General features: G+C 64.9%; 19 protein-coding genes. 8 read left to right on the top strand and 11 right to left on the bottom strand.

Annotated elements, in window-relative coordinates; genetic code table 11:
* Window positions 1–257: 257 nt before the first annotated feature.
* The 4 genes from recR (at window position 258) to ASF16_RS05195 (ending at window position 3,230) form a co-directional block, all read left to right on the top strand.
* Window positions 258–848: a recombination mediator RecR gene (gene recR, locus ASF16_RS05180; protein ID WP_056163747.1), complete on the top strand. Its 591-nt coding sequence runs from the start codon at window positions 258–260 to the stop codon at window positions 846–848.
* 103 nt (window positions 849–951) lie between these two features.
* Window positions 952–1,377 carry an MAPEG family protein gene (locus tag ASF16_RS05185; RefSeq protein ID WP_056163749.1) on the top strand — a complete coding sequence of 142 codons (426 nt, stop codon included), beginning with the start codon at window positions 952–954 and terminating at the stop codon, window positions 1,375–1,377.
* A gap of 412 nt (window positions 1,378–1,789) precedes the next feature.
* Window positions 1,790–2,842, top strand: a complete 1,053-nt coding sequence (locus ASF16_RS05190; RefSeq protein WP_056163752.1) for an ABC transporter substrate-binding protein — start codon at window positions 1,790–1,792, stop codon at window positions 2,840–2,842.
* A 235-nt stretch (window positions 2,843–3,077) separates the two neighbouring features.
* Window positions 3,078–3,230: a DUF3096 domain-containing protein gene (locus ASF16_RS05195; protein ID WP_082485775.1), complete on the top strand. Its 153-nt coding sequence runs from the start codon at window positions 3,078–3,080 to the stop codon at window positions 3,228–3,230.
* A 96-nt stretch (window positions 3,231–3,326) separates the two neighbouring features.
* On the opposite strand, the gene ASF16_RS05200 is transcribed toward ASF16_RS05195, so the two are convergent.
* Window positions 3,327–4,874, bottom strand: coding sequence for a transglycosylase SLT domain-containing protein (locus ASF16_RS05200; RefSeq protein WP_056163758.1), 1,548 nt, complete (start codon window positions 4,872–4,874; stop codon window positions 3,327–3,329).
* A complete protein-coding gene (gene gloB / locus ASF16_RS05205) occupies window positions 4,871–5,647 on the bottom strand; it encodes a hydroxyacylglutathione hydrolase (protein WP_056163761.1) in 777 nt (258 codons plus the stop codon). The genes ASF16_RS05200 and gloB overlap by 4 nt, the downstream gene beginning before the upstream one ends.
* On the opposite strand from gloB, the gene ASF16_RS05210 reads away from it, so the two are divergent.
* The 4 genes from ASF16_RS05210 to ASF16_RS05225 all read left to right on the top strand — a co-directional run bounded on the left by ASF16_RS05210 (window position 5,646) and on the right by ASF16_RS05225 (window position 11,916).
* Entirely contained in the window at window positions 5,646–6,590 is a 945-nt protein-coding gene (locus ASF16_RS05210; protein ID WP_082516752.1) for a class I SAM-dependent methyltransferase, read from the top strand. The two genes, gloB and ASF16_RS05210, sit on opposite strands and share 2 nt — an antisense overlap.
* Entirely contained in the window at window positions 6,587–7,036 is a 450-nt protein-coding gene (gene rnhA / locus ASF16_RS05215; RefSeq protein WP_056163766.1) for a ribonuclease HI, read from the top strand. The genes ASF16_RS05210 and rnhA overlap by 4 nt, the downstream gene beginning before the upstream one ends.
* A gap of 219 nt (window positions 7,037–7,255) precedes the next feature.
* Window positions 7,256–8,686, top strand: coding sequence for an efflux RND transporter periplasmic adaptor subunit (locus ASF16_RS05220; protein ID WP_056163769.1), 1,431 nt, complete (start codon window positions 7,256–7,258; stop codon window positions 8,684–8,686).
* Between the two features lie 62 nt (window positions 8,687–8,748).
* Window positions 8,749–11,916, top strand: coding sequence for an efflux RND transporter permease subunit (locus ASF16_RS05225; RefSeq protein WP_056163771.1), 3,168 nt, complete (start codon window positions 8,749–8,751; stop codon window positions 11,914–11,916).
* A gap of 231 nt (window positions 11,917–12,147) precedes the next feature.
* On the opposite strand, the gene ASF16_RS05230 is transcribed toward ASF16_RS05225, so the two are convergent.
* The 9 genes from ASF16_RS05230 to ASF16_RS27025 form a co-directional block, all read right to left on the bottom strand.
* Window positions 12,148–12,483 (bottom strand): thioredoxin family protein, encoded by a 336-nt coding sequence (locus ASF16_RS05230; RefSeq protein WP_056163774.1) that lies wholly within the window; start codon window positions 12,481–12,483, stop codon window positions 12,148–12,150.
* A gap of 86 nt (window positions 12,484–12,569) precedes the next feature.
* Window positions 12,570–13,991, bottom strand: a complete 1,422-nt coding sequence (locus ASF16_RS05235; protein WP_056163777.1) for a molybdopterin molybdotransferase MoeA — start codon at window positions 13,989–13,991, stop codon at window positions 12,570–12,572.
* 67 nt (window positions 13,992–14,058) lie between these two features.
* Complete coding sequence (locus tag ASF16_RS05240; RefSeq protein ID WP_082516753.1) at window positions 14,059–14,673, bottom strand: GNAT family N-acetyltransferase; 615 nt, start codon at window positions 14,671–14,673, stop codon at window positions 14,059–14,061.
* A 71-nt stretch (window positions 14,674–14,744) separates the two neighbouring features.
* On the bottom strand, window positions 14,745–15,377 hold the full coding sequence (gene mobA / locus ASF16_RS05245; RefSeq protein WP_056163780.1) for a molybdenum cofactor guanylyltransferase MobA: 633 nt from the start codon (window positions 15,375–15,377) through the stop codon (window positions 14,745–14,747).
* Window positions 15,378–15,546: 169 nt separating this feature from the next.
* Entirely contained in the window at window positions 15,547–16,683 is a 1,137-nt protein-coding gene (gene moaA, locus ASF16_RS05250; RefSeq protein ID WP_056163829.1) for a GTP 3',8-cyclase MoaA, read from the bottom strand.
* 192 nt (window positions 16,684–16,875) lie between these two features.
* Window positions 16,876–17,187 (bottom strand): NTF2 fold immunity protein, encoded by a 312-nt coding sequence (locus tag ASF16_RS25295; protein WP_082516754.1) that lies wholly within the window; start codon window positions 17,185–17,187, stop codon window positions 16,876–16,878.
* Window positions 17,184–17,480 (bottom strand): DUF4329 domain-containing protein, encoded by a 297-nt coding sequence (locus ASF16_RS25300; RefSeq protein WP_082516755.1) that lies wholly within the window; start codon window positions 17,478–17,480, stop codon window positions 17,184–17,186. The genes ASF16_RS25295 and ASF16_RS25300 overlap by 4 nt, the downstream gene beginning before the upstream one ends.
* 93 nt (window positions 17,481–17,573) lie before the next feature.
* Window positions 17,574–17,966, bottom strand: a complete 393-nt coding sequence (locus tag ASF16_RS25915; protein WP_156371940.1) for a hypothetical protein — start codon at window positions 17,964–17,966, stop codon at window positions 17,574–17,576.
* A 17-nt stretch (window positions 17,967–17,983) separates the two neighbouring features.
* On the bottom strand, window positions 17,984–18,859 hold an 876-nt coding region (locus ASF16_RS27025; protein ID WP_200926868.1), incomplete at its 5' end, for an RHS repeat-associated core domain-containing protein.

Genomic DNA, 18,859 nt, shown 5'->3' on the forward strand with positions numbered 1-18,859 from the left:
TGACGGCGGCGTTTGAATACCGGATTCAGCAAGAAATTTTTTAGTGGGTGGTTCGTGGTTGCGGCTTTGCTAGGGTGAAGCCTTCTCCCACTAAATCACCGTTCGGGCTGAGCTCGTCGAAGCCAGCATCCGCACCCCAGCCGTTCGGGCTGAGCTTGTCGAAGCCAGGGCCCGCGCCCCAGACCGTTCGGGCTGAGCCTGTCGAAGCTGTTTCTGTCGCCATACGCCACGGCATTTTTAGATTTCCATCCCACTCCATGTCCACCACCGATTCCCTCGACGTTTTGATCCAGGCGCTGCGCCGGTTGCCGGGGGTGGGGATCAAGTCTGCGCAGCGCATGGCGTTTCATTTGCTGCAGCATGACCGGGAGGGGGCGCAGGTGTTGTCGCAGGCGCTGCAGCATGCCGTGGGGTCGGTGCACCACTGTGCGCGCTGCCACACCTTCACCGAGGCCGAGGTGTGCGGCACGTGTCTGGACCCGTCGCGCGATGCGTCGCGGCTGTGCGTGGTGGAGACGCCGGCGGACCAGGCTGCGATGGAGCGCACCGGTGCGTTCAAGGGGCTGTACTTTGTGCTCATGGGGCGGCTCAGTCCGCTCGATGGTGTGGGGCCGAAGGAGATCGGCCTGCACAAGCTGCTGCAGCGCGCGGCCGAGGAGGGGGTGCAGGAGGTGATCCTGGCCACCAATTTCAACGCCGAGGGCGAAGCCACGGCGCATGTGATCAGCGAGACGCTCAAGAGCCGCGGCGTGCACGTGACACGGCTGGCGCGCGGTGTGCCGGTGGGCAGCGAGCTGGAGTACGTGGACCTGGGCACCATCGCGCATGCGCTGTCGGACCGCCGCTGACCGAATCCGCGGCCGGGGCCCATGCCGAGTCGTTAGAATACTCACAATTTAATAGCTGCTAGCGCTTGCGTACCAAGCGGTAGCGGCCCAAAAGGCATACAAAATGAATACCACCATGCATGTCGCACGGTTTACGGTGGCCTACTGGTGCGTGCTGATCGCGGCGTTGCTGCCGCTGGCCTGTTCATGGCTCGCCAAGAGCGGCAACTGGGGCAAGCCGCGCAAGGACGGCGGCTTCGACAACCACGACCCGCGCGCCTGGATGGCGCGCCAGACCGACTGGCGCGCGCGCGCCAACGCGGCGCAGGCCAACAGTTTCGAGACGCTGCCGTTCTTCATCGGTGCGGTCATCATTGCGCACCTTTTGGGTGCCGGGCAGACGCTGCTCGACATCCTGGCTTTTCTGTACGTGATGCTGCGCGTGTTCTACATCCTGATGTACGTGTCCGACATGCCGACGGTGCGCAGCGCCGTCTGGGCTGCAGCCCTGCTGGTGAACATCGCGATCCTGTTTGTGGGGTATCGGTAGCCTGGTACTGGCAGCCCCACGAGGCACTGCCCTCGGGGTGATGCGTGCCCTCCCGCCGGACGGTGCGAACTCTGTGAAGTGGCGGAGCCAGACATGCGGGTGCGCTTTTCTGGGGGGCGCCGGTGTCAGGCGATCCGCCCGAGGGGTGGCGTGCCCTCACTCGCTGGTCGTCGTAAAGTGCTACGGCCCATGAAAACTGGCGCACGTCAAAGCCAGTGCATCCGTGGATCTGGCTTTGCCAAGCCACCGGGTGCGTCCGCTCCCGCGCAGCGAGAGAGGGGAAGGCGCCGAAGGCGGCTCAGACGTACATACCCTTTCCCTACGTACAAACCCGCTGGGAATCCCCCTAATGCGGAATGGCCCACTCTGCGGCACGATTGTTGCGGTGCAACAATGTCTATTTTCTGATCCCATGAACCGTCCTTTGCTCACCCGCCGCGCCTTTGGTGCACTGTCTGCTGCTTCCGCAGCTGCGGTGTTTGCGCCTGCGGCCGTGCGGGCCCAGACGGACGCCACGCCGCTGGGCCGCGTCACCATCGCGGTGGGGGGGCAGGGCGTGCTGTACCACCTGCCTCTGGCGCTGGCGGACCAGTTGGGGTTCTTCCGGGCCGAGGGGCTGGACGTCACGGTGCGGGACTTCGCCGCCGGTGCGTTGGCAGTGCAGGCGGTGCAAGAGGGGGCGGCAGACGTCTGCGCTGGTGCTTTCGAGCACACGCTGCGCCAGCAGGCGCGGGGGCAGGCCTACCGCTCGCTGGTGGTGCAAGGGCGCGCGCCGCAGTTGGCTTTGGGTGTGTCGCAGCGCTCCCTGCCGTCCTTCAAGGAGCTGGGCGATCTGGAAGGGCGGCGCATCGGCGTGTCGTCGGTGGGGTCGTCCACCCACCTGGCGGCCAGCCTGCTGCTGGCGCGGGTGGGGCTCTCATCCAAGGATGTCTCGTTTGTGCCCGTGGGCTCCGGCACGGCGGCGCTGAATGCGCTGCGCGCCGGGCAGGTGCATGCGCTGTGCCATGCCGACCCGATCATGACCTTGCTGGAGCAAAAGGCCGACACCCGCATCGCGGGCGACATGCGCTCGCTCAAGGCGGCGCAGGAGATATTCGGTGGCAACATGCCCGCCAGCTGCCTGTACGCACCGCAGGCCTTCATCCAGAAAAACGCACCGCAGGCACAGGCGCTGGCCAACGGCATCGTGCATGCGCTCAAGTGGCTGCAGACCGCGGGCCCGGCCGACCTGGTGAAGGCGGTGCCGCCGGGGTATCTGATGGGCGACCGGGGGTTGTACCTGGCGGCCTTCAGCCGCGTGCGCGAGACCTACTCCACCAACGGGCTCATGGCCGACGACGGTGCGGCCACCGCCTTGCGCGTGCTCGCGCGGGTGCACCCCGAGATGGCGGATTTCAAGGTCGACCTGGCGCGTACCTACACCAACGAATTCGTGCGCAAGGCACGGCAGAAATTCAACGTCTAGGCATTGGCAGGACCTGCCAGAGCCTGAAGGGGTGCTGGGGGATGAAAAGGGATTGGCGGGCCACGCCTACAGCAGGCTGGCGCTCCGTCCTGCGACGCAAAAATCAGCCAACGGATGGACTACAGTCCTGGGCAGTCGGCACTGCGCACCATCCCGGCATTGCACTGTGCCGTCGTCGCCCACACCGCTTCCACGCTCGTTGTTTTCTTCTTTTTTCTACATCAAGGATCGCGCCATGACGTTCAGCCTCAGCATCGGCCCTCTCGTTTCCCTGATCGCCGGCATTCTCATTCTGGTGATGCCCCGCCTGCTCAGCACCATCGTGGCGCTGTACCTCATCATCATGGGCATTTTGGGGCTGCTGGGCATGCACAACCTGCGCTTTTGAGCCCAGCCCCAGCGCTCGACTGAGGGCTAAGGCAGCGCTGTAGCCATCAGGCAGTCTTGTGGAGGGCAGCGCGGCTGCCCTCGTCGTCCGTGCGCTTCAGCGGCGCTTCACCTTCGACGGCGTGCCACCCTTGCGCGCCGGTGCCGACACCGAACGCTTGCCGCCACCACTGCTGTTGGCCGAGGCGCGCGTGCTGCCGCTGCTGCGTGCGCTGGCCTGGGCCTGCCGCACGGGCAAGTACACCACCACCTGCTGCCCCAGCTTGAAGGCTGCATTGGCGCGCACGTCGTTCCAGTCGGCCACGCTGGAGGCTGCCAGCTTGTAGCGGCGCGCGATGCTGGCCACGGTTTCACCCTTGCCGGCGCGCACAGTCGTCTTGCGCGTCACCATCTCCGGCGCAAAGGCCAGCTGGCCGTTGTCCGCCAGGTGCGACGACACATCCTGGCGGATGGCTGCCGAGCGCGGCACCATCAGCGCCGATCCCGCCTTGATGAGCATGCGCGGCGGGATGTTGTTCAGGCTGCGCAGGTCGTTCTCGCTCATGCCCGCACGCTGGGCGGCGTCGGCCACCGTCATGTTGGAGGGCACGGACCACACGGTCCAGCTGGCGTACTGGCCTTCGCGGCGCGCTTCCAGGTTGCGCTGGAAGACCTTGGCGTTGTCCCACGGCAGCAGAATCTGCGGCGTGCCGGCGGCCAGGATCACAGGCCGGTGAAACGACGGGTTCAGCGCGCGGAAGTCATCCTCGCGGATGCCGGCCAGCTGGGCCACCAGCGCCACGTCCATGTCGTGCGTGATGTCCACGGTCTGGAAGTACGGGTGGTTCTCGATCAGCGGCAGCTCGGTGCGGAAGGCCTCGGGGTGCGCCACGATGTTCTTCACCGCCTGCAGTTTGGGCACATACATGCGGGTCTCGGCCGGCATGTTCAGGTCGGTGTAGCTGGTACCCAGGCCTTGCTTCTGGTTGCGCGCAATGGCGCGGCCCACGCTGCCTTCGCCCCAGTTGTAGGCGGCCAGGGCCAGGTGCCAGTCGCCGAACATGCCGTGGAGCTTTTGCAGGTAGTCGAGCGCGGCGCGGGTCGAGGCCAGCACATCGCGGCGGTCGTCACGGAATGCGTTCTGCTTGAGGTCGAAATAGTTGCCGGTGGCGGGCATGAACTGCCACATGCCGGCCGCCTTGGCGCTGGACACCGCCTGGGGGTTGAACGCGCTCTCGATGTACGGCAGCAGGGCCAGCTCGGTGGGCATGCCGCGGCGCTCCAGCTCTTCGACGATGTGGAACAGGTACTTGCTCGAGCGCTCGGTCATGCGCTGCATGTAGTCGGGCCGGGTGGCATACCACTGCTCGCGGTCCTGCACCAGTTCGTGCTGCAGGTCGGGCATCGCAAAGCCGCGGCGGATGCGGTCCCACAGGTCGGCGGGGGCCGACAGCGATGCGACTTCGCCGCTGGCGGCCTGCGCAGCGGTGATGGGGCGCAGCGGGCCGTTGGGAATGACGGGGGTGTGCGGGGCGCGGGCCGCCGGCGTGCTGGCGGTGGTGGTGGCCTTGGCGTCCTTGGCTGCAGTGTCTTGCGTGGTGCCTGTGGTGGCGCAGCCAGTAAGCCATACGGCGGCTGCCAGGCAGGCAATGTGCAAAATTTTCATCGGAACTCGTTCTTCCATTGGCGCAGTGCGGCCAGAACCGCTACGGCGTCGTCTTCGTGGACCTGCGCATCGAAAACCTGGGCCGCGTGGGCCACACCAGGCTGCCGTGTGCGCAGGAAGGGGTTGATGTCTCGCTCCAGCGCCATGTTGGAAGGCAGCGTGGGCTGATTGCCGGCACGCAGCGCTTCGCACTGGTTGCTGTAGTGGAGCAAAGCTGCGTTGCCGGGTTCCACGGCGCGCGCAAATTTGAGGTTGGACAGTGTGTACTCGTGCGTGCAGCACACGCGGGTGTCGCCCGGCAGCGCCGCCAGCTGGTCGAGCGAGCCGAGCATCTGCGCTGGCGTGCCTTCGAACAAACGCCCGCATCCGCCAGAAAACAGTGTGTCGCCGCAAAACAGCAGCGGCGCCCCATCGAACGCCGCGCAATAGTAGGCGATGTGGCCCGCCGTGTGTCCAGGTACGTCGAACAGGTCGAAGTGCAGGCCCAGCGCGTCGACGGTATCACCCTGCGCCAGGCGCACCAGCGGCTCGGGAATGCGCTCGCGGGCCGGGCCGTAGACCACGGCGCCGGTGGCGTCGCGCAGCGCATCGACCCCACCGACATGATCGGCATGGTGGTGCGTGACTAGAATGGCCTGCAACTGCACGCCCAGGCGCTGCAGTGCCTGCACCACGGGCACGGAATCCCCAGGGTCGACAACGATCGCATGGCGCCCGTCGTGCAGCATCCAGATGTAGTTGTCGGTAAAGGCGGGCAGCGGCAGCAAGTTCATGAGCGATCAAATTATAGGTTTGCACCGGTGGTTCGACTCCCCGCCGGGCCGGTACCTGCTGGCATGGGAGCAGGCGCGCTTCGATGACGCGGTGGCCGACATCTTTGGCTACCACAGCCTGCAGCTCGGCATGCCGCTGCTGGACGGCCTGCGCGCCAACCGCATGCCCCACCAGTGGCTGGCCCTGGGGCAGGAGGGTTTTGCCGTGGGGCACGCACCGGGTGCGGCCCACATGATGGCTGGCGCAGACCGGGGCATCGCCGTGGATGGGCGCGCGGACCCTGGTGCCGTGGCACAGCCCCAGCGCCGCACCATCGACTTGCTGGCAGAGTCCGTGGCCCTGCCGTTTGCAGAAAACAGCCTCGACCTGCTGGTGCTGCCCCACACCCTGGAGCTGAGCATCGACCCCCACGCCACGCTGCGCGAGGTGGAGCGGGTGCTGGTGCCCGAGGGGCGGGTGGTCATCAGCGGCCTGAATCCCGCCAGCCTGTGGGGCCTGCGCCAGCGGCGGGCGCGGCTGTACCAGCGCCTGGGCAAAGGCCACCTGTACCTGCCCGACGTGGGCGAGTTCATCGGCTACCGCCGCCTGCGCGACTGGCTGCGGTTGCTCAGCTTCGAAGTCGAATCGGCCCAATTTGGCTGTTATCGTCCTGCAGTGCGCAGCACCCAGTGGCTGGACCGCTTCGGCTTCATGGACCCCTGGGGCGAGCGGTGGTGGCCCATCTTCGGGGCAGCGTACTTCGTGGTGGCCGCCAAGCGGGTGCACGGCATGCGCTTGCTGGGGCCCGCCTGGCGCACCCAGCGCCAGCGAGCTGCGGGCACGGTGCCCGTGGCCAACCGGGCCCACGCGGCTGGCGCGCCAGCGGTACCCGCGGCGCGGCCCGCCACCCGCAAGCCCCACGCATCGTTCAAAAAACGCGACAAAGACAGGAACACGGTTTGAATCAGGTAGTGATATACACAGACGGCGCCTGCAAGGGCAACCCCGGCCCCGGCGGATGGGGCGTGCTGCTGCGCGCGGGCGACACCGAAAAAGAGCTGTTCGGCGGCGAGCTGGGCACCACCAACAACCGCATGGAGCTGATGGCGGTGATCGAGGCGCTGACGGCGCTCAAGCGGCCCTGCGCGGTCACGCTGTTCCTCGACAGCGAATACGTGCGCAAGGGCATCACGGAGTGGATCCACGGCTGGAAGGCCCGGGGCTGGCGCACGGCGTCCAAGCAGCCCGTCAAGAACGTGGAGCTGTGGCAGCGCCTGGATGCGCTGGTCAGCACCGGCGGCCACCGCATCGACTGGCGCTGGGTGAAGGGGCACTCGGGCGACCCCGGCAATGAACGGGCGGATGGCCTGGCCAACAAGGGCGTGGACAAGGCCCTCGGCAGGGGTTGAAGCGCGCTTTTTGGCATTGAAGCTGGCACGCGGTGTGCATTCCAGCAACACAGCGCCTCGGGATATTCGCCTGAGCGCCTGGGTGAGTGGTCGCTTTGTGTAAAGCCTGCGTAAAACCGGGGAATTGACCTTCGGTCAAGGCGCCAGTCACTGCAGTGTCTGACACGGACTGATACATTCTTTGGTTGCATTCCGCTCTTCCACCGGTTTCATTGATCCATGGCGTCCAAGAAAAGAACCATCGTTTTCGCTGTCATCGGCATTGCAGCCGCCCTGGGTGCTGCATGGTGGCTGCAAAAGCCCACCCAGGCTCCGCGCACTGATGGGGCGCCGGCAGCGCCTGCAGCCGCCAACGGCGCGCCTGCGGGCTCTGCACGCGGTGGAGCGCAGGGCGGTGCAGGCCGGGTGGCGTCGGTAGAGGCCGTGGCCGTGCGCCAGATGGCGATGCGTGACGATGCCGAGGCCGTGGGCAGCCTGCGGTCGCGCCAGAGCGTGGTGCTGCGCCCTGAGGTCAGTGGCCGCATCACCCAGCTGAACTTTCGCGACGGCCAGCGCGTCAAGCGCGGCCAGGTGTTGGTGCAGTTCGACGACCAATTGCCCCGCGCCCAGATCCAGCAGAGCCAGGCGGAGATGTCCATCGCCCAGGCCAACCACAAGCGCAACCAGGAGCTCGTGGCCCAGGGCTTCATCAGCCAGCGTTCGGTGGACGAGAGCGCAGCCAACCTCGAAGTGGCGCAGGCCAAACTGTCGCTGGCGCAGGCCACCGCATCGCGCCTGAAGATAGTGGCACCCTTTGACGGCATTGCCGGCATCCGCGGCGTGAACGTGGGTGACTACCTGAAGGACGGTGCCGACATCGTCAACGTGGAAGATCTCGACGCGGTGTACGTGGACTTCCGCCTGCCCGAGCGCCTGCAGAGCAAGGTGCGCACTGGCCAGACGGCGCAGGTCTCCTTCGATGCGCTGCCAGGCGTGCGCTACGGCGCCGTGGTGCAGGCCATCAATCCCCAGATCGACGCTGATGGCCGCTCCATCGCGGTGCGTGGCTGCATCGACAACCGCCGCCTGCAACTGCGCCCGGGCATGTTCGCCCGCGTGACTGCCGTGTTTGCCGAGCGCGCAGACGCGAGCGTCATCCCTGAAGAGGCCGTGGTGCCTGAAGGTAGCAACCCCTATGTGTTCAAGATCGTCGAGGGCAAGGAGCCCGGCAGCCGCATCGCCCGCCGCACACCCGTGAAGCTGGGTGTGCGCACCCCCGGGTTTGTCGAGGTGGTGGACGGCTTGAAAGCGGGCGACGTGGTCGTTTCGGCGGGCCAGCAGCGCATCCAGAAGGACGGCGCTGCGGTGCGCGTGGTGGAACTGGGCAAGCCCTCCAACGGCGCAGCGCCTGGGGCCGCACGTGCAGCATCGGGCCCCGGGGCTGCGGTCAGCGCAGCGGCGCTGGCCGATGCGCCTGCCAACGGCGCGGCGGGTGCGCCCAGTGGTGCCCCCGTGGCTGCGGCCGCTGCACCCGCTGCGGCGCCGGCAGCCCCCGCGGCAGCGCCATCCACCGTGGCCCTGGTGGCACCGCTGCCAGGCACCAACCCTTGCCTGGCCGCAGGTGGGCCCGGCGGGCGCGCGGCGCCTTCTGGTGCACGTGCACCTGCCTGATCCTGTCCCCGCCCGACCGACTGATCGCCCGACCGACCGACTGACCGAAGCCCCCCACTGCCATGCAACTCGCTGAAATATCGATACGCCGGCCGGTCTTTGCCACCGTTCTGTCGCTGCTGGTGCTGCTGATCGGTGCGGTGAGCTTCACACGCCTGTCGGTGCGCGAATACCCCAAGATCGACGAGCCCGTGGTCACTGTCAGCGTGCGCTACGCGGGCGCCTCGGCCGAGGTGATCGAGTCGCAGGTCACCAAGCCGCTCGAAGACTCTATTGCCGGCATCGACGCGGTGGACGTGATCACCTCCATCAGCCGCCCCGAGCAAAGCCAGATCAGCGTGCGCTTTCGGCTGGAGAAAGACGCCGACAACGCCGCCGCCGAAGTGCGCGACCGCACGGCCCGCGTGCGCAACCGCCTGCCCGACGCGGTGGACGAACCCGTCATCGCCAAGGTCGAGGCCGACGCCTCGCCCGTGATGTGGCTGGCCTTCAGCAGCGACACGCGCAGCCCGCTGGAGATCAACGACCTGGTCAACCGCATCGTCAAGCCGCGCCTGCAGACGGTGACCGGCGTGGCCGACGTGCCCATCTACGGCGAGCGCAAATACGCCATGCGCGTGTGGCTGGACCCTGAACGCATGGCCGGCTACCGCCTGACCACGCAGGATGTGGAAGACGCGATCCGCAAGAACAACCTGGAGCTGCCCGCGGGCCGCATCGAGTCGCAGCAGCGCGAGTTCAGCGTCACCTCGCAGACCGACCTGTCCACGCCCGGGCAGTTTGCCGAGGTGGTGATCCGCACCGTCAACGGGTTTCCGGTGCGCATCCGCGACGTGGCGCGGGTCGAAGAGGGTGCCGCCAGCGACCGCAGCCGCGTGCGCCTGAACGGGCGCGAGGCCATCTCGGTCGGCGTGATCCGCCAGGCCACGGCTAACCCGCTGGAGCTGGCGCAGGGCGTGCGCGCGATGATGCCCGTCCTCAAGTCCGACCTGCCGCCGGACATCGTGATCGACGTGGCCAACGACAACTCGCTGTTCATCGACCGGTCCATCAAGAGCGTGTACTCCACCATCATCGAAGCGGTGGTGCTGGTGGCGCTGGTGATCTTCGTCTTCCTGCGCACGCTGCGCGCGTCCATCATTCCCATCATCACCATCCCGGTGAGCCTGGTGGGCAGTTTTGCGCTGATGTCGCTGGCGGGTTTTTCGATCAACACCCTCACCCTGCTGGCGCTGGTGCTCGCCATCGGCCTGGTGGTGGACGATGCCATCGTGATGCTGGAGAACATCTACCGGCACATCGAAGAAGGGCTCGACCCGTTCTCCGCTGCGATCAAGGGGGCGCGCGAGATCGGCTTTGCCATCGTGGCCATGACGCTCACCCTGGTGGCGGTGTATGCGCCGCTGGCCTTCACGCCCGGGCGCACCGGCCGGCTGTTCGTGGAGTTTGCACTGGCGCTGGCCGGGGCGGTGGTGGTGTCGGGCTTCGTGGCGCTCACGCTGTCGCCCATGATGTGTTCGCTGCTGCTCAAGCACAACCCCAATCCCAACTGGTTCGACCGCTCCATGGAGCGCTGGCTCACCGCGCTGTCCGACGCTTACGGCCGCCTGCTGCGCTGGATCGTGACGGCCCGCTGGGGTGGCGGTGCGGGCCAGGGCGCCGGGCGCGGCAGCCGCATCCGCGGCGCGATCTTCCAGGCCCGCTGGATCGTGATCGCCATCATGGCCGTGAGTGGCGTGGCCCTGGTGCTGGTGTACCCCACCATGCGCCAGGAGCTGTCGCCGCTGGAAGACCGCGGCACAGTGCTGGTCAACGTCACGGCGCCTGACGGCGCCACGCTGGACTACACCAACCGCTACGCGTTGGAGCTGGAAAAAATCGGGCAGCAGTACCCCGAGTTCGACCGCATCTTCGCCAACATCGGCAACCCCACCGTGGCGCAGGGCAGCGTCATCTACCGCACGGTGGACTGGGAAAACCGCAAGCGCACCACGCTGGAGCTGGCGCGCGAGCTGCAGCCCAAGGTGGGCACGCTGCCGGGCGTGAGCTCGTTCCTCATCACCCCGCCATCGCTGGGCCAGGGCTTTCGCGCGCGGCCGCTCACCTATGTGATCCAGACGTCCGACAGTTATGAAAACCTCAACCAGGTAGCCACCGCCTTCATGGCCGAGATCGCGCAGAACCCCGGCATCATCGGCCCCGACATCGACCTGCGCCTGAACAAGCCCGAGCTGCGCATCGAAGTGAACCGCGAGCGCGCGGCCGACCTGGGCGTGAGCGTGGACGTGGTGGCCAAGGCCATCGAAACCATGCTGGGCGGGCGCACCGTCACGCGCTACAAGCGCGATGCGGAGCAGTACGACGTGATCGTGCAGACGGCCGCACGCGGCCGCACCACGCCCGAGAACATCGACACCATCTATGTGCGCGGCCGCAACGATTCGATGATCCCGCTCTCGAGCCTGGTCAAGGTGCGTGAGAGCGTGAGCCCCCGCGAGCTGAACCACTTCGGCCAGCGCCGCTCGGCCACCATCACCGCCAACCTGTCGCCCGAGTATTCGCTGGGCGAGGCGCTGAAGTTCATGGACGACACCGCCGCAAAGGTGCTGCGCCCCGGCTACACCACCGATCTGAACGGCACCTCGCGCGAGTTCAAGAGCTCGCAGGGCGCGCTGGGCGTGGTGTTCTTGCTGGCGCTGGTGTTCATCTTCCTGGTGCTGGCGGCGCAGTTCGAGAGCTTCATCGACCCGCTGGTGATCATGGTGTCGGTGCCGCTGTCGATGATCGGCGCCTTGCTGGCGCTCAAATGGAGCGGCGGCTCGCTCAACGTGTATTCACAGATCGGCCTGATCACGCTGGTGGGCCTGATCACCAAGCACGGCATCCTGATCGTCGAGTTCACCAACCAGCTGCGCGAGCAGGGCATGGACATGGTCGATGCGCTGGTCAAGGCCTCGGCCCAGCGCCTGCGCCCCATCCTGATGACCACCGGCGCCATGGTGCTGGGCGCCATCCCCCTGGCGCTGGCCACCGGCGCGGGCGCCGAAACCCGCATGCAGATCGGCTGGGTGATCGTGGGCGGCATGTCGCTGGGCACGCTGCTCACCATCTTCGTGGTGCCCACCATGTACACGCTGTTCGCACGCAGGACGGTGCCCGGGGCGAACACCGCGGTGGCGACCGAAGAGCCCGCGCACGCGGTGCACATGCACGACTACGTGGGCAAGTAAGTAGCGGGCTCGTCGTACTGTTACATCAAAACAAAAAAACAAAAGGCCCTGTCGGGGCCTTTTGTTTTTGGGGGCTGATGGAGAAGATGGTTCGGCTTCAGAAGGGCAGCAAGCCCTGGAGACTGCTGCTCCTACAGATCCATCCTCGACCATTCCATTGCCGTTCGGGCTGAGCCTGTCGAAGCATTGCGCAGCGCCTCTGCAGGCTCAGTGTGAACGGCTTGATGGGCATCAGCCTGCTGGCGCTGCCAGGACTTGCAGTGCATCAGCGATCTCCTGCTGACCCTGCGGCCGCACCAGCCGCTCCACTTCCTTGCCGTCCTTCAGGAACACCAGCGTCGGCCAGAGCTTCACGCTGAAGCTCCGGCCCAGGCGCTGACCGGGTCCGTCTTCCACCTTGATGTGGGCGACGTCAGCACGGTCCTTCAAGGCGCCTTCGATCAGCGGCTGTGCGCGCTGGCAGTGGCCGCACCATGGCGTGCCGAACTCCAGCACGGCAGTGCCCGTCAGGCTGTCGATGTCTTCGCGGGCGGGGGGCTGGGCAAGGTGTGTGGCGGTGTAGGGCATGGCGGTTCAACGAGTGAAGTGAAAAGTTGGGACACAGGTTATGGCGAGGGAGCGCGCTCTGCACCAGCGATGTGCCCATGGCTGTGTCAGATCATGCCTTCAAAGACCATCACATCCACCGTGTCGCCCACCGCCACGTTGCCCTGGCCGTGGTGCAGCACGATCAGGCCGTTGGCCTGCACCATGGAGCTGAGCACACCCGAGCCCTGGTTGCCCGTGGTGCACACCTGCAGCGTGCCGTCGGCGGCGGTGGTGACGGTGCCGCGCTGGTATTCGGTGCGGCCGGGCTTCTTGCGCAGGGGCTCGGTACACACGGCGCGCAGCAGGGGCGGCGCAGGGCGGGTGCTGCCCATCATGCGCAGCAGGGCAGGACGCACGAACGCGAGAAAGGTCACCATCACCGCCACCGGGTTGCCCGGCAGGCCAAAGAGGACTGCACCTTCACCCCCGCCTGTGCCTGCGCCTGCACCCGCGTCACTATTGCTACTGTTTTGATAGCTGATGGCTCTTTCTGGATGAGCGGCAGGGGCTTTTTTTGCTTCAAACTGGGTGCTTGGCAGCGTGCCGGCGATGCTTCCCACCGCCATCGGGCGGCCCGGGCGCATGGCGATGCGCCAGAAGGCCACGTCGCCCAGCTTCTTCATCATGGTGCGGGTGTGGTCAGCCTCGCCCACGCTCACGCCGCCGCTGGTGATGATGGCGTCCGCCTGCCCTGCGGCCTCGCGGAAGGCGGCTTCGAGCAGCGCGGGCTCGTCGCGCACCACGCCCAGGTCGATCACCTCCACGCCGAGGCGGGTGAGCAGGCCGAACACGGTGTAGCGGTTGCTGTCGTACACCGCGCCTTCGCGGGGCGGCTCGCCCAGGCTCAGGATCTCGTCGCCAGTCGAGAAGTACGCCACCCGCAGGCGCCGGAACACCGTCACCGTGGGCAGGCCCAGGCTGGCCACCAGGCCCAGCGCTGCGGGCGTCAGCAGCTCGCCACGCGCCAGCGCCACGCCGCCTTCCATCAGGTCTTCGCCCTTGAAGCGGCGGTTGTCACCGGTGCGCAGTACATCGGCCGCAATGGTGATGCGCTGGCCCCCATTCGCTGCGCTACCTGCGGTGTCGGCAGATGCGGTCGTGAACTCCTGCGGCACCACGGTGTCCAGGCCCGAGGGCATGATCGCGCCGGTCATGATCTTCACGCACTCCCCCGCTGCCACGCTGCCCGTCCACGCCTTGCCCGCCAGCGTCGTGCCCACCACGCGCAGCGCCAGGGGCTGGCCCGCTACCAGCTGCGCGCCTGCGAAGGCGTAGCCGTCCATGGCGGAGTTGTCGTGCGGCGGCACGCTGATGGGCGACACCACATCGCGGGCCAGTACGCGGCCCAGTGCGTTGAAAAGCGGCAGCTCCTCGGTGTCCTGCACGGGCTCGACCAGGCGCTCCAGGAACGCGTTCACATCGGAGGCTTTGAGCGCCTGCGGGTCGTAGCCCTGAAGTTCAGCAGCGATCTGGGCAATGGTCTTCATGGGCAGCAAACAAACAATCAATCAATCAGTCGGGTATGCCGCGCGGCAATCGTCACAGGACGTCGCGTCACCGGGAGCGACAGGCGGGAAAGGGGTCGGAGGTCAGCAAAAGCAGCATGTGCAGCTTGTCGTACGCCACGTTGTCGACGATCACGGCGCGCGGCAGCAGGCCCCAGGGATGAAAGCCCGCCTGCTCGTACAGCCGCACCACATGGGTGTTCGACGCGGTCACCGTGAGCACCAGCTGCGTGAGGCCGGGGACCTGGCGCGCAGCCAGCACGCAGGCTGCAATCAGCTGCCGCCCGATGCCCTGGCGCTGCGCACCGGGCGCCACCATCATGCCCACCACGCTGGCGCAGTGGCGCTGCTGGGTCCGCTGCTCGCGCTCGCAGCCCACGCAGCCGAGCAACCGGCCGGTGGCATCGAACGCACCGAGAAAAAACGTGCCCGATGCCACCGGCCCGAAGCGCCCGGCGTATTCCTTGGCCGCGCGGCCGATGGACGACGCGTAGTCCGAGGTGAAGGCGTCGGGTGCCGTGCGCAGCGCTTCATCGCGCACCGCCTTGTAGGGCACGGCGTCGGCCGCTGTGAGTGCGCGGATGCGTACCGCCGCAGGCTGGGCGGCAGTAGTCGCCACCGGAATCGACGTCGCTGCGGTGCCTGCGCTGTGGGGAGTGGGCATGGGGAACAAAAGCGGGGGATGGGTTGGTGCAGACCGGAGCAGGGGAGAGCCGTGCGTGCAGGCGCGGCAACTCAGCGCCCCGCCGTGCCCTCCAGCGCATGCAACTCGGCCAGGGTGTTGGCGTTGAAGAACGCTTGCGCGTCATCCCCAGGCTGATCGAACGGCACCAAGGCACAGCGGTGCTGGCCGGTCCACGCGTCGATCTTGCGGCCACCGGCCTGCGTGAAGGCCACCAGGCTTTCCAGCAGCTCCACGCGCAGCAGGCAGAACACCGGCTGCGGGCGCACGGTGATACGCCCCTGACCGTCGTCCTCGGGCGCGCAGGCCATGGCGATCTCGGCGTCCTGCTCGCTGGCGGCAGCGGCCAGGCGGGTTGCCAGGTCCAGCGGAAACAGGGGCGTGTCGCACGGCACGGTCAGCAGCCACGGTGTTTCGCAGCGCTCCAGCCCCGTCAGAAAGCCCGCCAGCGGCCCCGCATAGTCGGCCAGCACATCGGGCCACACCGGCGCACCGAACGCCTCGTACGCGGCCAGGTTGCGGTTGGCATTGACCATGGTGGACCCGGTCTGCATCTGCAGCCGCATCAGCGTGTGCAGCGCCAGCGGCAGGCCGCGAAAGTTCTGCAGGCCCTTGTCGACCCCGCCCATGCGGGAGCCCCGGCCGCCGGCCAGCACGAGGCCGGTGATGTCTTGGGTATCAATCATTCGTGATCTTCAAAGAAACTCAGACGGGTGCTTCGCGTGATCCTGGAACGGGCGCGGCCAGGCCAGTGCACCCGTGCAACCGACTTCGCCAGGCCACCGGGTGTGCCCCCCTGCCGCACGCAGCGAGAGCGCGGGCAGACGCCGAAGGTGGCTCAGGGGGCGCTTCACTTCATCCACCGATATAACTCATCTCCACCCGGCGAGCACCGCCGCCCGCGTCCGCAGGCAGGCTGCTGCGCAGCTCCGAATAGCGGTCGGTGCGCTGCTGCCAGATGGGGGCGATGGCCGATGCGATGGCCTCGTCGCTGGCACCACCGCGCAGCAAGGTGCGCAGGTCGTAGCCCTGGGTGGCGAAGAGGCACAGGTAGAGCTTGCCTTCGGTGGACAGGCGCGCGCGGTTGCAGTCGTGGCAAAACGCCTGGGTCACGCTGCTGATCACGCCGACCTCGCCCAGGCGCGGGTCGTGCTCGCCAGCGGCGTTGGCGTAACCCCAGCGTTCAGCGGTTTCGCCGGGTGCGCTCGGGCTCAGCGCCACCAGCGGCAGTTCGGCGCGCAGGCGCTCGATGAGCTCGGCCGAAGGCAGCACCTCGTCCATGCGCCAGCCGTTGGTGGCGCCCACGTCCATGTATTCGATGAAGCGCAGCGTGGTGCCCGTGCCCCGGAAGTGGCGCGCCATGGGCAGCACCTCGTGGTCGTTGGTGCCACGCTTGACGACCATGTTCACCTTGATTTGCGAGAGGCCCGCCGCGTGCGCCGCCTCGATGCCCGCCAGCACGTCCGCCACCGGAAAGTCCACATCGTTCATGCGGCGGAACACCGCATCGTCCAACCCATCGAGGCTCACGGTCACGCGGTTCAGGCCCGCGTCCTTCAGGGCCCGGGCCTTGCGCGCGAGCAGCGACCCGTTGGTGGTGAGCGTCAGGTCGGGCGGCAGGCCGTCCACGGTGCGCAATTCGGCCAGTTGCGCCACCAGGGCTTCAAGGTTCTTGCGCAGCAGCGGCTCGCCGCCGGTCAGGCGGATCTTGCGCACGCCATGCGCCAGGAAGAGCCGCGCCAGCCGCGTGATCTCTTCAAAGCTGAGCAGGGCGCCGTGTGGCAGGTAGGGGTAGTCCTTGTCGAAAACTTCCTTGGGCATGCAGTAGTTGCAGCGGAAGTTGCAGCGGTCCGTCACGCTGATGCGCAGGTCCCGCAGCGGCCGGCCGAGCGTGTCGGTGAGCAGCCCGGTAGGCGCCGAGGCGTGCAACGGCACCTTCGCCGCCAGAGCGGCGATGCGTTGGTCCACCAGGGGGATCACTCGTTCGGCCATGGGGTGATTTTGCCGCATGGGCTTCGCCTCGCGGGGGAAGCCCTTGGTGCCGGAGTTGATCGGGGTCAGTTTTGGCGCAGCAGTGCCTTGAGCGTTAACGTAAGCAGACCAAGATGCCAAGTTTTCGTAAGCAATGAGTTGACTGTTTCTTCGATGACGGCTATTGATTTTTATGACTCGGGACGTTGTATTTCACCTCGAGTGGCTAAGCTGGATAATTTCTCCATTTTTTTTAATCCTGATGTGCGCAGTTCCTCCAACTTCCTGAGGGCTAAGCGATCCTTTAATATCCCAAATGTCCCCGTTCAAATTTGCAGAAAAAGGTCTTTGCTCTTTTATTTGATTGACTCCATAAATTTTAATTAAAATTATTTCTGCCACAGCGATTGCGGTTGCCTCATCTGGCAGAAATCCTTCCTTGGGAGTGAAGCTTTGCGTATCGCGTCCTGCGGCATACGGGGAGAATAATATCAATGAAGTAGAGAGCATCAGTCCAAATATCATATTAATTTTGCTTTGACCTTTTTGATGGTTCCGTCTCTTTCAGTCTTGTAATCGTGGCGCTTTAAATTTTCAGACGGTGTTCCGACATATCCGTCAATGCCATGTCCGTCTGCATCACGTGAATCTGAAGTAGAAAAATCTTCGCTATCATCCTCTGGATCGGGGCCGTCATGAGTATGGTAGTGGGCTGTCGCTTTGGTGTTTGGGGGCACGAACCCGGGCCTCCCGGGTTTCAGCAGATTTTCCACCGCGTTTTGGTCGTGTGTATTAATATTTGCCTTTGTTGTCTTGATAAATCATCCGGCCAAACTCAGGGTTTTTCTACTTGGTGCAGGATTGATATAATTTATCTCGGCTTTTGCCGAGGTGAGGTTTTTTAACTTTTTTTAGCGACCTTTTGTAGTGAAATATGATTTTTCTGGCTGATCCAAACTGCTATTCGAAAAAAATTCAATGTAGGCGGCTTGTGGTTTTTCGGAGTTCTTGCATGACTTGTACCAAATCCGCACAGCAATTCCGGTGTTGAGCTTCGAGATTTCTTCATCCCCTCCAAATGCCGAGTATGCCTCTTTTAATTCTCCCAGTTTTACGGAGACAATCTTTCTATCAGGGTATTTTTCTATTTTTATTTCTTGATTGTTTTTCTCAATTAAGTATCCGGCAAGATTTCTGTTGGATGTTTGTCCTTCTTCTCCGTCTGGTACCGGCAACACACATTTCGCTTGTGCTGAGAAAGAAAAAAATGCCAAGCATACGATTGTATGTTTGTGAATATTCATGAGCAGTTTGTTCGTTGTTACTGTACTTTTGCATTGGTTATGCCGCCGTTAGGCAGTTCGCCATTCCTGATGTAGTCTATTGAGTTATTCGGATTGTTTGTTTTAAAATCTTCGGAGGCACTGCATAGTTTTTCAATGTCTTCATTTTGAGTGCGCGTGCATCCTAGAGTAGGGTTCCAGCCTTGCCGGGGGGAAAAGGGATCCTTTAAACTCGATCCTCCTCCATGAATCCATCTTTGCCTATTATCCGTCGTCATCCATTTGGCCGGCCCAAATGCTTTGTTGAACTTTGGGTATTGGCATTTTGTGAATTTCCCACTGTATGCATCCGAGGCGCCAGCTTTCGCCTTGCTGGTAACCTGATTTCTCGATTCCATTTCTAGTATCGACCTGCCGTTGGAGTCCATCATTATGGTTTTTCCATTGTTTATGTCGGTGTAAACTAGTGCGTTGCCTGAGCCATTTCCTATAGCGTCCAACCCTAAAGGGTCTAAAATCTGCACTGGATTCAAGTTCGCATATTGATATGGTCTCGGCCCGCCTGCCAGTCCAATAGGATCCTGAGTCACATACTGCCCAACCCCCGGGTCGTAGAAGCGAAAACGGTTGTAATGCAGCCCGGTCTCCGCATCAAGCTGCTGTCCCTGCAAGCGGATGGGTTGATGGATGCGGTGGGGGTTGTACTCCTGCTCGATCTCGCCCCAGGCGCCGTATCTTGCAGCCCAACTCACCTGTCCCGCCTCTTTTCCGTTGGCGTTGACCAGCGCAATGGGTGTGCCCAGGTGGTCCGTCAGGAAGTGCCGGATGGTCAGCGGGTGGTTATCTTCGATGTGGGCTTGGGTGTCCTTGATGAGCTGCAGCGACTCTTGCACTTGGCTTCGCATCTCCTGCGG

The organism is Acidovorax sp. Leaf78 (assembly GCF_001422735.1).
In the GTDB taxonomy this organism is placed as follows: Bacteria; Pseudomonadota; Gammaproteobacteria; order Burkholderiales; family Burkholderiaceae_C; genus Acidovorax.